Annotated in this window: 12 protein-coding genes; 5 read left to right on the top strand and 7 right to left on the bottom strand. The window is 62.5% G+C overall.

The annotated features are described in order from the left end of the window. Window positions 1-58: 58 nt before the first annotated feature. Complete coding sequence (locus M2375_RS19385; protein ID WP_259169617.1) at window positions 59-940, bottom strand: DMT family transporter; 882 nt, start codon at window positions 938-940, stop codon at window positions 59-61. An 83-nt stretch (window positions 941-1,023) separates the two neighbouring features. Then, the gene (locus M2375_RS19380) at window positions 1,024-2,163 is read right to left on the bottom strand and encodes an aromatic ring-hydroxylating dioxygenase subunit alpha (RefSeq protein ID WP_259169616.1); all 1,140 of its coding nucleotides are present in this window, start codon (window positions 2,161-2,163) and stop codon (window positions 1,024-1,026) included. Between the two features lie 396 nt (window positions 2,164-2,559). Between M2375_RS19380 and xseB the strand changes: the two genes are divergently transcribed. The 4 genes from xseB to M2375_RS19360 all read left to right on the top strand — a co-directional run bounded on the left by xseB (window position 2,560) and on the right by M2375_RS19360 (window position 7,125). Continuing rightward, the gene (gene xseB / locus M2375_RS19375) at window positions 2,560-2,817 is read left to right on the top strand and encodes an exodeoxyribonuclease VII small subunit (protein ID WP_259169615.1); all 258 of its coding nucleotides are present in this window, start codon (window positions 2,560-2,562) and stop codon (window positions 2,815-2,817) included. A 9-nt stretch (window positions 2,818-2,826) separates the two neighbouring features. Further along, the gene (locus tag M2375_RS19370) at window positions 2,827-3,735 is read left to right on the top strand and encodes a polyprenyl synthetase family protein (protein WP_259169614.1); all 909 of its coding nucleotides are present in this window, start codon (window positions 2,827-2,829) and stop codon (window positions 3,733-3,735) included. 125 nt (window positions 3,736-3,860) lie between these two features. Beyond that, window positions 3,861-5,774, top strand: a complete 1,914-nt coding sequence (gene dxs, locus M2375_RS19365) for a 1-deoxy-D-xylulose-5-phosphate synthase (RefSeq protein ID WP_259169613.1) — start codon at window positions 3,861-3,863, stop codon at window positions 5,772-5,774. Between the two features lie 265 nt (window positions 5,775-6,039). Continuing rightward, window positions 6,040-7,125 carry a TRAP transporter substrate-binding protein gene (locus tag M2375_RS19360; protein WP_259169611.1) on the top strand — a complete coding sequence of 362 codons (1,086 nt, stop codon included), beginning with the start codon at window positions 6,040-6,042 and terminating at the stop codon, window positions 7,123-7,125. Between the two features lie 252 nt (window positions 7,126-7,377). On the opposite strand, the gene M2375_RS19355 is transcribed toward M2375_RS19360, so the two are convergent. Together M2375_RS19355 and M2375_RS19350 are read right to left on the bottom strand one after the other, a co-directional pair. Continuing rightward, on the bottom strand, window positions 7,378-9,195 hold the full coding sequence (locus tag M2375_RS19355) for a TRAP transporter large permease subunit (RefSeq protein WP_259169610.1): 1,818 nt from the start codon (window positions 9,193-9,195) through the stop codon (window positions 7,378-7,380). Between the two features lie 21 nt (window positions 9,196-9,216). Continuing rightward, entirely contained in the window at window positions 9,217-9,846 is a 630-nt protein-coding gene (locus M2375_RS19350; protein WP_259169609.1) for a TRAP transporter small permease subunit, read from the bottom strand. A 447-nt stretch (window positions 9,847-10,293) separates the two neighbouring features. On the opposite strand from M2375_RS19350, the gene M2375_RS19345 reads away from it, so the two are divergent. Then, window positions 10,294-10,932 carry an OmpA family protein gene (locus tag M2375_RS19345; RefSeq protein ID WP_259169866.1) on the top strand — a complete coding sequence of 213 codons (639 nt, stop codon included), beginning with the start codon at window positions 10,294-10,296 and terminating at the stop codon, window positions 10,930-10,932. 79 nt (window positions 10,933-11,011) lie between these two features. Here M2375_RS19345 and modC read toward each other — a convergent pair whose 3' ends face one another. The 3 genes from modC to modA all read right to left on the bottom strand — a co-directional run bounded on the left by modC (window position 11,012) and on the right by modA (window position 13,784). Further along, entirely contained in the window at window positions 11,012-12,148 is a 1,137-nt protein-coding gene (modC, locus tag M2375_RS19340; protein WP_259169608.1) for a molybdenum ABC transporter ATP-binding protein, read from the bottom strand. Continuing rightward, window positions 12,145-12,843, bottom strand: coding sequence for a molybdate ABC transporter permease subunit (modB, locus tag M2375_RS19335; protein WP_259169605.1), 699 nt, complete (start codon window positions 12,841-12,843; stop codon window positions 12,145-12,147). The genes modC and modB overlap by 4 nt, the downstream gene beginning before the upstream one ends. Window positions 12,844-13,028: 185 nt before the next feature. Beyond that, window positions 13,029-13,784 carry a molybdate ABC transporter substrate-binding protein gene (gene modA, locus M2375_RS19330; protein ID WP_259169604.1) on the bottom strand — a complete coding sequence of 252 codons (756 nt, stop codon included), beginning with the start codon at window positions 13,782-13,784 and terminating at the stop codon, window positions 13,029-13,031. Window positions 13,785-13,866: the final 82 nt, after the last annotated feature.

The following is a 13,866-nucleotide window of genomic DNA, read 5'->3' as shown; positions in this document are numbered from 1 at the left end:
AGCGCAAGGCTTGGCGCACTACCTCGCGCACTACCTGTCGCACTACCTGTCGCACTACCTAGCGCTTGCGCAGCACGGTGGCCACAATGCCGCTGCCAACGATCAAGGCCATGCCCATCCAGCCAATGGCCGGGATCTGGTCACCAAAGACGACGATGCTGAACAGGCCTGCAAACACAATGCCCGAATACTGCAGGTTGGCCACCACCAAGGTAGCGCGGCGCGTGGTGGCCGAGCCGTAAGCACGCGTCATCGCCAACTGTGCGCCGGCGGCCAAAATGCCCACGGGGATCAGCCACAGCGCAGGCCAGCCCGGAAAGCGGGACGTGCCGACAAACAAGGTGGCCAGCCCGCCAGCAATGGCCGAACCCACCGCAAAGTAGAAGACCACGCGCTGCTCGGGCTCGCCCATGCGCGACAGGGCCACGACCTGCATATAGGCAAAGGCGGAAATCAGCCCGGACATCAGCCCCACCATGCCGGCGAACATCTGGTCGGCCTCGATATTGGGGCGCAGCATCAGGATCACGCCGCAAAAGCCGCTGATCACCGTCAGCACCAGCGGAATATTCAGCGCGGGCTGGTCGCCCTCGGCCTTGGGCCGCCAGTTGAGCAAGGCGCTGCCCACGACAAAGGCGGCCACCCAGAGGCTGCTCATGTAGTTCAAGGTCATGGCCGTGGCCAGGGGCAGTTTGCCAATGGCATAGAACCACATGCCCATCGACGTCACACCGATGCAGCTGCGCCAGGCATGCATCTTGGGGTAGCGGGTGGTGAGTGAAATATGCTGGCGCCGGGTGAGCCACCAGATCAGCGCCATGCTGATGATGCCCCGGTAGAACACGATCTCGGCCGCATTGAAATACACAGAGGCGAACTTGATGCACACGCCCATGAGTGCAAACATGAACGCAGCGGCCACCATCCACAGGGCTTGCATGGGAGATCTTTAATAGAAAAAGCTGCTATCGCAAAGCGCTAGCAGCTATAGGTCGAGCTAACTGGAAGTGCCTGACCGCCAGATCACTTGTCTGGAACGGCGGGCTGCATCATACCCCGATACCACTCATGGAAGTGCTGCATGCCGTCCTCCATAGGACTCTGATAGGGGCCCACTTCGTTGTCGCCGCGCTCGAACAAGGCCTTGCGGCCGGCGTCCATGCGCTCGGCGATCTCGTCGTCCTCGATGGCCGTTTCCATATAGGCGGCACGCTGGGCCTGTACAAACTCCGGTTCGAAGGCGCTGATTTCCTCGGGGTAGTAGAACTCCACCACGTTCATGGTCTTGTCCACGCTCAGCGGGTGCAGGGTCGAGACCGTCAGCACATGCGGGTACCACTCCACCATGATGTGGGGGTAGTAGGTCAGCCAGATCGCGCCGTGCTCGGGCATCTTGCCGCCTCGGAAGTTCAGCAGCACCTCGTGCCAGGTCTTGTAGATGTCCGAACCCGGCTTGGCAAAGGTGGGCGCCACGCCCACGGTCTGCACCGAGTACTCTTTGGCGAACTCCCACTTCAGATCGTCGCAGGTGACGAAATTGCCCAGGCCGGGGTGGAAGGGGCCGACATGGTAGTCCTCCAGGTAGACCTCGATGAAGGTCTTCCAGTTGTAGTTGCACTCATGCATTTCCACATGGTTGAGCACAAAACCATCAAAACTCAAGGCTGCAGCCGGGCCCATGTTGGCCAGATCGGCCTGGATGTTGCGGCCATTGTCCTCAAACAGCAGGCCATTCCACTCCTGCAGCTTGTAGTTGTTGAGGTTGAGGCAAGGATCCTGCGCAAAATGCGGGGCGCCCAGCAGCTCGCCGCTGGGGCTGTAGGTCCAGCGGTGCAGGGGGCAGACGATGTTGCCGCCGGCGCTGCCTTTTTGCTGCTGGTTGAGCGAGCCCCGGCCCTTGAGCATCACCGCCTGGCGGTGGCGGCAGACGTTGGAGATCAACTCGGCCTGGCCTGCGGCATTGCGCACCAGCGCACGCCCTTCCTTCTCATGGGGAAGGGCGTAGTAGTCGCCAATCTCGGGAATCGCCAGCTGGTGGCCCACGTATTTGGGGCCGTGCTGGAAGATGGTTTGCATCTCGCGCTGGAACAGTGCGGGATCGAAGTAGCTTGAAACTGGAAGTTGGCTTGCGGCCTGCTGCAGTTGAAGACTTAAATCAGACATGGGTGACCTGACCTAAAGACTCCCCACAGGGAGGGTGCGCGTGCGCACGCTGAGAAAAAAATAAAACCGGCAGCAACAACAAAGGATGGCCGGTTTCGCGAAAAATGGGATTATACCCAGTGGGGTTATTCCCGTTCTGTTCATGCGTGAATTGGCGGGTGGCCCCACGGGCTTGGCGCCGTCTGTCTGTCGCATCCATAGAGCGGCAATATTATCAAATTGATAGCTGCAGCGTCTTGCTTTGCGACAGATGGCGGGGATTTTCTGTGGGAATAGCGTGTGGCCAGCCGGGTTGCAGGTGCTGGCCGGCCGGGCCTGCGCCCGCGGTGGCTTGTCCTGCGCCTAAAATCATGGCTTTATCCATGCACCTGGGCAACCCGTTTGCCCGCTTTGCCCATGCCTAAGGCCACCGCTTCCAAGACCACTGCCACGCCAGACCTGCCCGAACCCGACAACTACGAAAGTGCGCTGCAGGAGCTCGAAGGCCTGGTGGCGCGCATTGAGTCGGGCCAGCTGCCCCTGGGCGATATGTTGGCTGCCTACCAGCGTGGCGCCGTGCTGCTGGCATTTTGCCGGGGCAAGCTCGAAGCGGTGCAGGACCAGATCAAAGTACTGGATGAGGGGCAGCCCAAGCCCTGGGCCAGCGAGGAATAAGCGCTAACAATGACATCAACGCACGATAATTTTGCACTCTGGTGCAACCAGGAACTGGCCCGCGTCGAGGACGCCCTCACGCAATGGATCGCCGCCGATGCCCCGGCCAACCTTGGCGAGCCCATGCGCTACGCGGTGCTGGATGGCGGCAAGCGCCTGCGCCCCTTGCTGGTGCTGGCAGCGGCCCAGGCTGCCGGCAACCTGGATGCGCCCCAAGCGGAGGCCGCCTTGCGCGCAGGCTGCGCGGTGGAGCTGATCCACGCCTACTCGCTGGTGCATGACGACATGCCCTGCATGGACAACGATGTGCTGCGCCGTGGCAAGCCCACGGTCCATGTGCAGTTTGGCCAGGCCCAGGCCTTGCTGGCCGGTGATGCGCTGCAAGCGCTGGCTTTTGAGCTGTTGGTGCCCGAGGGCAGTGCCATCCCCGACGCCGTGCAGGCGCGCCTGTGCCGCCAGCTGGCTTTGGCAGCCGGTTACAGCGGCATGGCCGGTGGCCAGGCCATTGATCTGGCCAGCGTGGGCAAGCAGCTCAGCCGCGAGCAGCTCCAGCAGATGCACAAGCTCAAGACCGGCGCGCTGCTGCAAGCCAGTGTCGAGATGGGCGCTACCTGCGCCGGTATCCAGGGTGCGGCGCTGCTGGCGCTGCAGCAATACGGTGCGGCCCTGGGGTTGGCTTTCCAGGTGATTGACGATGTGCTGGACGTGGTGGCCGACTCTGCCACCCTGGGCAAGACGGCCGGCAAGGATGCCGACAACGACAAGCCCACCTATGTATCGCTGATGGGGCTGCAACCGGCGCGTGACTATGCCCATGAGCTGCTGGCCGAGGCCCAGCAGGCGCTGGCCGGCAGTGGTTTGCCCCAGACGGCCGCGTTGGCGGCCTTGGCGGACATGGTCGTGCGCCGCAGCCACTGAGTAGGCCAAATGCGCCTTTAGACCAGTCTTCTGGCCCCAAAGCGCTAACATAGCCCCTTGCAATTCAAGTAAAAAACTGCGCGGATGCTCTCTAAGTATGCGTAGCAAGTGATCCAAACCAAAGTATGTCCACGAAGACCTTTCCCCTGCTAGCCACCGTCAACGATCCGGCGGATCTGCGCAAGATGTCGCGCGCCGAGCTCAAGACCCTGGCGCGTGAGCTGCGGGAGTTTGTGCTCGAAAGCGTGTCCAAAACCGGCGGCCACCTCAGCTCCAACCTGGGCACCGTGGAGCTGACGATCGCGCTGCACGCCGTCTACGAAACGCCGCAAGACCGCTTTGTCTGGGATGTGGGCCACCAAACCTATCCGCACAAGATTCTGACCGGCCGGCGCGACCGCATGCACGGCCTGCGCCAGTGGGGCGGTATCTCGGGCTTCCCGCTGCGCAGTGAGAGTGAATACGACGCCTTTGGCACCGCCCACTCGTCGACCAGCATCTCGGCGGCCTTGGGCATGGCCGAGGCCTTCAAGATCAAGGGCAGCGACCACCAGGCCGTGGCCATCATTGGCGATGGCGCGATGACCGCCGGCATGGCCTTTGAGGCCCTGAACAATGCCGGTGTCAGCGATGCCAATCTGCTGGTGATCTTGAACGACAACGACATGAGCATCAGCCCGCCCGTAGGCGCGCTCAACCGCTACCTGGCGCAGCTGATGAGCGGCCAGTTCTACGCCAAGGCGCGGGGCGTGGGCAAGAGCGTGCTCAAGCAGGTGCCGCCGCTGTTGGAGCTGGCCAAGCGCCTGGAGCAGCAGGCCAAGGGTATGGTGGTGCCCGCGACCTTGTTCGAGAACTTTGGCTTCAACTACATTGGCCCCATCGACGGCCATGACCTCGATTCGCTGATCCCCACCTTGGAGAACATCCGCCAGCTCAAGGGCCCGCAGTTTCTGCATGTGGTCACCAAAAAGGGCCAGGGCTACAAGCTGGCCGAGGCCGATCCGGTCGCCTACCACGGCCCCGGCAAGTTCGACCCGGCCATTGGTCTGGTCAAGCCGGCCACGCCGCCCAAGCCCACCTTCACCCAGGTGTTTGGCCATTGGCTGTGTGATATGGCCGCCCAGGACCAGCGCCTGGTCGCGATCACTCCCGCCATGCGCGAAGGCTCGGGCATGGTCGAGTTTGAAAAGCGTTTCCCCAAGCGCTATTTCGATGTGGGCATTGCCGAGCAGCACAGCGTGACCTTCGCCGCTGGCCTGGCCTGCGAAGGGCTCAAGCCGGTCGTGGCCATCTACTCCACCTTTTTGCAGCGCGGCTATGACCAGCTGATCCACGATGTGGCGCTGCAAAACCTGCCCGTGGTGTTTGCGCTTGATCGCGCTGGCCTGGTCGGTGCCGATGGCGCCACCCATGCCGGCAACTACGACATTGCCTTCACCCGCGCCATCCCCAACATGAGCGTGGCCTGCCCGGCCGACGAGCGCGAATGCCGCCAGCTGCTGAGCACCGCTTTTGCCCAGAACCACCCCGTGACGGTGCGCTACCCGCGCGGCGCCGGTGCCGGTGTGGCGCCGCTCGAATCGCTGGAAGCCCTGCCTTTTGGCAAGGGCGAGATCCGCCGCCAGGCGCAGCCTGCCGTGGCTGGCCGCCCGCGCATCGCCATTCTGGCCTTTGGCAGCTTGCTGTACCCGGCGCTGCAAGCGGGCGAGGCCCTCAACGCCACCGTGGCGAACATGCGCTGGGCCAAGCCGCTCGATACTGAACTGCTCCAGCAGATCGCCCAAAGCCATGAGGCCCTGGTGACCGTGGAAGACGGTTGCATGATGGGCGGCGCCGGCAGTGCGGTGCTGGAAGCGCTGCAGCAGTTGCACATCGATGTGCCCGTGCTGCAGCTGGGCCTGCCTGACGCCTTTATCGAGCATGGCGACCCGGTCAAGCTGATGGCCATGCAGGGCTTGGATGCTGCTGGCATTGAGCGCAGCATCCGCGAGCGTTTTGCAGTCTCTGAGGCGGCTGCTGGCCAGAGCGCTGCGGCCTGATGTGCTGCCAGGCTCTGCCCTGGAACCTCTCAAAAGCCCGGCCCTTTGTGTCCGGGCTTTTTCGCTGTTGGGCGTCGCGTTGAGGGTGGGCCTTGCTGCATCGGATCACGCTGTGGCGCAATGCGGACAAAATCCTTTGCCTGACTCTGGGGAAAACCCCCTGAAGTCACTTCTGCAACCATTTCTACAATTTGCAATGCTCAAAGCGGCTTGCGCCTATGGCACGATAGCTACCTTTACTTTCTACAAATAATTGGAGACATACATGGATCGTCGTTCGCTTATCAAAAATGCCGGCATTGCCGGTGTTCTGGCTGCAGGTGTAGCGCCAGCGGTGCATGCACAGGCAGCAGTGCGCTGGCGCCTGGCTTCGAGCTTTCCCAAGTCGCTGGACACCATCTTCGGCAGCGCCGAGAAGCTGTCCGCAGCGGTCAAGGCCATGTCGGGCGGCAAGTTTGAAATCTCGGTTCACCCTGCAGGCGAGCTGATGCCCGCTTTCGGTGTGGTCGATGCCTTGCAGGCCGACACCATCGACATGGCCCAGACGGCAGCCTACTACTTCACCGGCAAGGACCCGATCTTTGCGTTCAGCTGCGCGGTGCCGTTTGGTCTGACCACCTTGCAGATGGCGGGCTGGAAAGACCATGCCAACGGCCGCAAGCTGCTCGATGCCTTCTTTGAAAAATACAACTTCAAGACCGCATCGGCTGGCAACACGACCACCCAGATGGGCGGCTGGTACCGCAAGGAAATCAAAACCGTTGCCGACCTGAAGGGCCTGAAGATGCGCATGGGCGGTGGCGTGTTCGGTGAGGCCATGGCCAAGCTGGGCGTGGTGGGTCAGAACATGCCTGCAGGCGATGTCTACCAGGCGCTGGAAAAAGGCACGCTGGATGCGGTGGAGTTCGTCGGTCCTTACGACGATGAAAAGCTGGGCTTCAACAAGGTGGCTCCGTTCTACTACTACCCCGGTTGGTGGGAAGGTTCGGCCGATCTGGAGTTCTTCATCAACATCAAGAAGTACAACACGCTGTCGCCCGAGAACAAGGCCATCCTGGACGCCGCCACCCGTGTGGCCGCTGCCGACATGACCGCCAAGTACCAGGTGCTCAACCCCATCGCGCTCAAGAAGCTGGTCGCCAACAAGACCCAGCTCAAGCCTTTCTCCAAAGAGCTGATGGATGCCGGCTTCAAGGCATCGATGGAAGTGTTTGCCGAGCACGAAGCCAAGTCGCCCGAGTTCAAGAAGATCCACCAGGACATGCGCGCTTTCCAGAAGGACCAGATTCTGTGGAACCGCTTCTCCGAGTACCCGTTCAACCAGTACATGGCCCAGGCCAAACTGCCCTGATCGAGGGAAGCGCCAGGCCATTGGGGCTTGGCTGCACAGTCCGGGAGCCGCAGCTTGCTGCGGCTTTTTTGCGTCTGTCAGTACCTGAACTGCGATGCCAGTAGGTGCGGGGCTCTTGATGACCGGAGTCTGCGCTTTCGCATGCCGATGTGGTCCTTGACGGCGCGCTGTGTGCTGTGCTGGCCGGGCGGCAGACAGCCATAAAAAAACCCCGGCAAGCCGGGGTTTGGTAGTGAGGGGCTGCAGGCGCCCTTACTTGGTCTCTGCAGGGGGCGTGCCCAGCGAGTCCTGCAAGGCCTTGGCCGGGTCGTCCGAGCCATAGCCCTCTGCAGCGGGGGCAGGCTGTGCATCAGCGTCTGCGGGCGTATCGCTGCTGTCGGGGCTGGCAAAGGGGTTGTCCGCGCCGTAGCCGCCATTCGCATCGCCGAGCTGGTCCATCATTTGCGCGTTGATCTTTTGCATATCCACGACGACAGGTTTGTCCAATGCCCCGGTGACGATGCCAGGGAAGGCGATCAGTACACCGACCATCACGAGCTGGATCAGCACAAACGGCACAGCGCCCTTGTAGATCTGCATCGTGGTCACTGGCTCGATCACCTTGTGGGTGACCCGGTCCACATACTGCTTATCGGGTGCCACCGAGCGCAGGAAGAACAGCGCAAAACCAAATGGCGGGTGCATGAACGAGGTCTGCATATTGACGGCGAGCAGCACGCCAAACCAGATCAGGTCGATGCCCATCTTCTCGGCCACCGGGCCCAGCAAGGGCACGACGATGAACGACAGTTCAAAGTAATCCAGGAAGAAGGCCAGGAAGAAGATCATCACGTTGACCGCGATCAGAAAGCCGGTCTGGCCGCCTGGCAGGCTGGTCAGCAGATGCTCCACCCACTTGGGGCCGTCGGCGGCCTGGAACACCAGGCTGAAGGTGGTTGCGCCAATGATGATGAACATCACAAAGCTGGCCAGCTTGGTGGTCGAGCCCAGCGCCTGCTTGAGCAACGTCATGTTGAGGCGCTTGCGGGCAAAGCCCATGATCAGCGCGGCCATGGCACCCATGGCACCGCCTTCGGTCGGCGTGGCAATACCCAGGAAGATGGTGCCCAGCACCAGGAAGATCAGCAGCAGCGGGGGGATCAGCACGAAGGTCACACGCTCAGCCAGCTTGGACAGCAGCCCCAGCTTGAAGATGCGGTTGATCGAGGCGATCACAAAGGCGATGAAGGTGCCGCCGCACATGGCTGTGACAATCTTCTCGTCGGTGGCCACATCGGTGACCAGCGTGCCTTCCCACCAGGTGTGGATGTTGGCCATGTGGTTGGCCAGAAAGATCGCCACAATGGTCGACAGACCGACCACGACCACCAGGGAGGTGTAGCCGGCATTGCCATTGGCTTCGCGGTAAATGCGGGCTTCCACCGGCAAGGCGGGCACCAGCTTGGGCTTGAAGATGGCCAAAAATGCCACCCACAGCACGTACAGACCCATCAGCATGAAGCCGGGAATAAAGGCGCCTTTGTACATCTCGCCCACGCTCTTGCCCAGCTGGTCGGCCATCAAGATCAATACCAGCGACGGCGGAATGATCTGGGCCAGGGTGCCCGATGCAGCAATCACGCCCGATGCCAGGCGCCGGTCATAGCCATAGCGCAGCATGATGGGCAGCGAGATCAGGCCCATGGAGATCACCGAGGCGGCCACCACACCGGTGGTGGCGGCCAGCAGCGCACCGACAAAAATCACGGCCAGCGCCAAACCGCCGCGGATCGGGCCAAAGACCTGACCGACGGTGTCAAGCAGGTCCTCGGCCATGCCGCTGCGCTCCAGTATCAGCCCCATCAGGGTAAAGAAGGGCACCGCCAGCAAGGTGTCATTGGCCATGATGCCAATCAGCCGCTGGGGCAGCCAGGCCATCACCGACGAGGGGAAGACATTGAGCTCGATGCCGATAAAGCCGAACATCAGGCCGGCAGCGCCCAGGCTAAACGCCACAGGAAAACCCAGCAGCAAGAAGACGATCAGGCCCGCGAACATGATCGGGGCGTAATTGGTAGCAATAAATTCCATCTTGAGATCCTCTGGCTACCGTCAGGCTTGGCGCGCGGCAGCCTGGGCTGCAGCGGCTTGGGCCTGCTTGATTTCAGCTTCGGCACGCAGGGCCTCGGCCAGCTCTTCTTCGGCGCTCTTGTCGCTGAGTTTGCCCATCGGGTCGGGGCCATCGCCTGTGAGGAAGGCGATGCGCTTGACCAGCTCGGACAGGCCCTGGAGCATCAGCAAGGTGATGCCCACGGGAATGGCTGCCCACACCGGCCAGCGGATCAAGCCACCGGAGTTGCCCGAGACTTCGCCGGACTGGTACATCTGGATCACCACCGGCATGCTCAGCCACAGGATGGTGATGCACAGCGGTGTCAGGAACAGCGCAAAGCCAATGATGTCGATCCAGACCTGCTTGTTCTTGGACAGGCGCGAGTTGATGACGTCGATGCGCACATGTTCACGGTGCAGCAAGGTGTAGCCAGCGGCCAGCAAAAAGGACCAGGCGAACAGGTACCACTGCACTTCGAGAAAGGCGTTGGAGCTGGCGTCAAAGGCCTTGCGAACGATGGCGTTGGCCGCGCTGATGAGGGTGGCGGCAAAGATGAGCCAGATTGAGTATTTGCCGACAAAGGCGTTGAGCCTGTCTATAGCTCTGGATAGAGCGAGTAAAGCCTGCATGGTGTCTCCAATGGTTGGCTAGTCCTGTAATACGTGCTCATTGCTGGTAAGCAAATGCACATTTTCGAAAAGCACTGATTTTACGAATAACTATGCCTTTCCCTAGACAAATTGCTGCGCCAATGTTGCGAAGAAGCGCAAGGATAAAAACTTTTTTCTTCGAAAGCGGCGAAATAGAGGGTAATTACTAGTAAAGCGGCATGGTGTGGGCATCAGCTGCTATCTATTTTCAGGCAACGCGCGGCGGCTGCCTACCGGTCAGACCCGCATGGCGAGCGGGGGCGTTGCGCGGGATGGCGCGGGGCATTCGAGGCGCAGCTGCTGCGCTGCAAGGTACAATCTCGCGCGTATCTGGCAATGGGGGAATGCCGGGCCTGCGCGGCCACAGCATTCCATCAAAAACATTTTCTTTTTCTCTTTTTATGCACCACGGGTGCCTGGAGTCTGATCGTGAGTTCTTCGCAAAATAACGACGGTGATGAGCGCTTTGCCTTGGGCCTTGTTTTTGCCCTGGTCACTTTGGTGGTGTTGGGTGTTGTGTGGTTCGGTGCCTATAAAGGCCTGCACGGCGCCAAGTCCGGCAAGGCCGGCGCAACCACGGCCGTGGTGCAGACCGGCGCCACAGGTGGTGCCGTGCTGGGCGGTACCGACCCCGCCGTTGCTGCTGCCCGTGCTGCCGCTGCTGCGCAAGCCGCCAATGCCGCTGGTGCCGCTGGTGCCGCTGGTGCCAATGGCGCCGCCGTGATTGCCGACGATGCTGCTGCAGTGGTCATCGAAAACGGTGTGGTCAAGTTCTACTTCGCCACGGCCAAGGCAGAGCTGGCACCAGGCGCCAACGAAGCGCTGGTGGACGTGATCGCTGGCGTCAAGGGCGGCCAGCGCGCTGTCATCTCGGGCTACACCGACGCCACTGGCGACGCCGACAAGAACGCCGAGCTGGCCAAGCTGCGCGCCTTTGCCGTGCGCGATGCGCTGCTGGCCCTGGGCCTGACCGAAGACAAGCTGGAGCTGAAGAAGCCAGAGGCTGTCGAGAACGCTGGCAACAATGCCCAAGCCCGCCGCGTGGAAGTGGTGCTGGCCCCTTAAGCGGCCCAAGCAGACACGACAAAGCCCGGATGCGTCCGGGCTTTTTTGTTTTTGGGGCGTTCCCCCAGGGCCGCAGCGATCAGCGCAATACCGCCACGCCCTTGAGCTGGGCATGCAGCGGCAAGCCGGGTGCCAGTTGCAGCAGGCGTGCCGAGCGGGCCGAGACGAGGGCCAGCAGATGTGGCAGGCCATCGGCCGCGCCGTGCGCCAGACGCAGCTGCACCAGCACTTGGCCCGGGCTGCTGGCCTGCACGGCAGCCACCACGGCTGGCAGGCTATTGAGGATCGAGCTGCCCGTCTGCGGCGCCAGCGACAGGCTGACATCACGCGCCAGCACCCGCAGGCGCACGCGCTCACCTTGCTGGTAGTGGGCATTGGCCTGGGTCCAGTGCAGCTGCAGTTGGGGTTGGCCGCTTATCTGCAGCGACCAGAGGTGGTCTTGCGTATCGTGGCCGCAGACCTGGCCTTCGAGGATGCTGGCTTGCTGCGCGTCAGGCAGTGCCTGGGCCAGCGGGGCGTCCAGCTGCGTGAGCAGCTCGGCCACCGGGCCCTGCGCCACTACCTGCCCCGCCTGCAGCAGCACCACTTGGTCGGCCAGCCGGCCCACTTCATCGATCGAATGGCTGACATAGAGAATCGGCAGCTTGAGCTGTGCGCTGAGCTGGTCCAGGTAGGGCAGCACCTCGGCCTTGCGCTCGGCGTCCAGTGCGGCCAGGGGCTCGTCCATCAGCAGCACGCGCGGGCTGGTGGCCAGGGCGCGGGCAATGGCCACCCGCTGGCGCTCGCCGCCCGACAAGGTGGCGGGCTTGCGCGCCAGCAGCGGGCCGATGCCCAACAGCTCCACCAGGTGCTCCAGTGGCACGCGCTGGCGTGCAGCCGGTGTGCGGCGCAGGCCATAGCGGATGTTGTCATGCGCGCTCAGGTGCGGGAACAGGCTCGCCTCCTGAAAGACATAGCCCAGCGCCCGCTGGTGCGTGGGCAGCCAGTGGCCCTCAGCGTCATCCTGCCAGCGCTCGCCATTGACCGTGACACGGCCCTGGGCACGCTCGAGCCCGGCCATGGCGCGCAGGCAGCTGGTCTTGCCGCAGCCCGAGGGGCCAAACAGCGCGGTGACGCCCTGGCCGGGCAGCTGCAGATCGACCTGCAGTTGGAACGCGGCGCGCTGCAGCTGCAGGCGCGCGTGGATGCCGTCGTTAGCGTTCTGGGCTTGCGTCATAGGGGGCTCGCGTTGTTCTTGTCGCGGGGCTGCAGCCATTGCAGCGCCACCAGCACCACAAAGGCAAACACCACCATGCCGCCGGCCAGCCAGTGCGCCTGCGCATATTCCATGGCTTCGACATGGTCGTAGATTTGCACCGAGACCACGCGGGTTTGGCCGGGGATATTGCCCCCGAGCATCAGCACGATGCCGAATTCGCCCACGGTGTGGGCAAAGGTCAGCACGGCGGCGGTGACAAAGCCGGGCCGCGCCAGCGGCAAGGCCACGCTGAAAAAGCTGTCGAGGCGGCTGGCGCCCAGGGTGGCTGCTACCTCAAGCGGTCGTGGGCCCAGAGCCTCAAACGCCCGCTGCAGCGGCTGCACCGCAAAGGGCAGTGAGTACACCAGCGAGCCCACCACCAGCCCGGCAAAGGTGAAGGGCAGATAGCCTAGGCCCAGTGCGTTGCTGAGCTGGCCCAGCGGCCCATTCGGCCCCATCGTGACCAGCAAATAAAAACCGATCACCGTGGGCGGCAGCACCAAGGGCAAGGTCACCACCGCTCCAATGGGGCCGCGCCAGCGCGATGGCGTATGCGCCAGCCACCAGGCCAATGGCGTGGCCAGGACCAGCAACAGGATGGTTGTGAGGCTGGCCAGCTCTAGCGTCAGCCAAATGGCGGCCCAATCGTCGGGGCTGAGGATGGAGGTACTCACGGCAGGCGGGGTCGTGGCTAGGGGTCAGGAAAAAGGGAAAGGCTGCGCACATCGTGCACGCACAGCGCGGGCCAGGCAAGGGGAATCATGGGCCGGGGCAACGCGCTGAAGTCGATGGCCGAGGAGAGGCCGGGCCTTATGCGCCCGACTAGCCAACACCGGCCATCGTTGGAGGGAATCGCTAATTAGAACGCGTAGCCGTAGGACTTGATGATGGTGCGCGCCTTCTCCCCCTTGAGGTAGTCCATCAGTGCGGTGGCGGCCGCATTGTCCTTGGCGCTGTTGAGCACGATGGCCTCCTGGCGGATGGGCTCGTGCATGGTCGACGGAACGACCCAGGCCGAGCCTTCGCGCAGCTTGCCGTCTTCCATCACCTGCGACAGGGCCACAAAACCCAGCTGGGCATTGCCGCTGGCGGCGAACTGGTAGGTCTGGCCAATGTTCTCGCCCTGCACGATTTTTGGCGTCACCTGGTCGGTCAGGCCCAGGTTTTTCAAGGTTTCCATCGCGGCCAGGCCATAGGGTGCCAGCTTGGGGTTGGCGATCGCTATATGGCGGTAGTCACCGGTCTTGAGCACGGCGCCTTTGTCATCGACATAGCCCGCTTGCTTGCTCCACAGCACCAGCTGGCCGATGGCGTAGGTGAAGCGGCTGGCGGCGACAGCTTTGCCTTCTTGGGCCAGCTTGGCAGGTGTTGTGTCATCGGCGGCCAGCAAAATCCCAAAGGGCGCGCCGTTGTTGATCTGGGCATAGAACTTGCCGGTGGCACCAAACGACAGCACCGCCTTGTGGCCGCTGTCCTTCTCGAACTCGGCAGCAATCTTTTGCATGGGTGCGGTGAAGTTGGCGGCCACGGCTACCGAGACTTCGCCCGCATGGGCGCTGGCGGCGAAGGCTGCGAACAAGGTCAGAGCGAGGGGCGCAAAACGGAAGTGGGTCATGGCAGTTATCTGATCGCTATTCTGTTAATGAATAGCGAGAGTGTAGCGAACATTGTTTTGGCTTGGCAAATGGCGGGGGCCG

It is taken from the genome of Comamonas sp. BIGb0152 (genome assembly GCF_024809975.1).
GTDB lineage: Bacteria > Pseudomonadota > Gammaproteobacteria > Burkholderiales > Burkholderiaceae_C > Comamonas.
The sequence above is the reverse complement of the archived record's forward strand: the minus strand, read 5'-3'. Positions and strand labels throughout refer to the sequence as shown.

Bases quoted from the DNA above. Each gene is read 5' to 3' on its own strand.
- M2375_RS19385 (WP_259169617.1), bottom strand. From the start codon at position 940: ATGCAAGCCCTGTGGATGGTGGCCGCTGCGTTCATGTTTGCACTCATG.
- M2375_RS19370 (WP_259169614.1), top strand. From the start codon at position 2,827: ATGACATCAACGCACGATAATTTTGCACTCTGGTGCAACCAGGAACTG.
- M2375_RS19350 (WP_259169609.1), bottom strand. From the start codon at position 9,846: ATGCAGGCTTTACTCGCTCTATCCAGAGCTATAGACAGGCTCAACGCC.
- modA (WP_259169604.1), bottom strand. From the start codon at position 13,784: ATGACCCACTTCCGTTTTGCGCCCCTCGCTCTGACCTTGTTCGCAGCC.
- M2375_RS19380 (WP_259169616.1), bottom strand. From the start codon at position 2,163: ATGTCTGATTTAAGTCTTCAACTGCAGCAGGCCGCAAGCCAACTTCCA.
- M2375_RS19355 (WP_259169610.1), bottom strand. From the start codon at position 9,195: ATGGAATTTATTGCTACCAATTACGCCCCGATCATGTTCGCGGGCCTG.
- M2375_RS19360 (WP_259169611.1), top strand. From the start codon at position 6,040: ATGGATCGTCGTTCGCTTATCAAAAATGCCGGCATTGCCGGTGTTCTG.
- xseB (WP_259169615.1), top strand. From the start codon at position 2,560: ATGCCTAAGGCCACCGCTTCCAAGACCACTGCCACGCCAGACCTGCCC.
- dxs (WP_259169613.1), top strand. From the start codon at position 3,861: ATGTCCACGAAGACCTTTCCCCTGCTAGCCACCGTCAACGATCCGGCG.
- modC (WP_259169608.1), bottom strand. From the start codon at position 12,148: ATGACGCAAGCCCAGAACGCTAACGACGGCATCCACGCGCGCCTGCAG.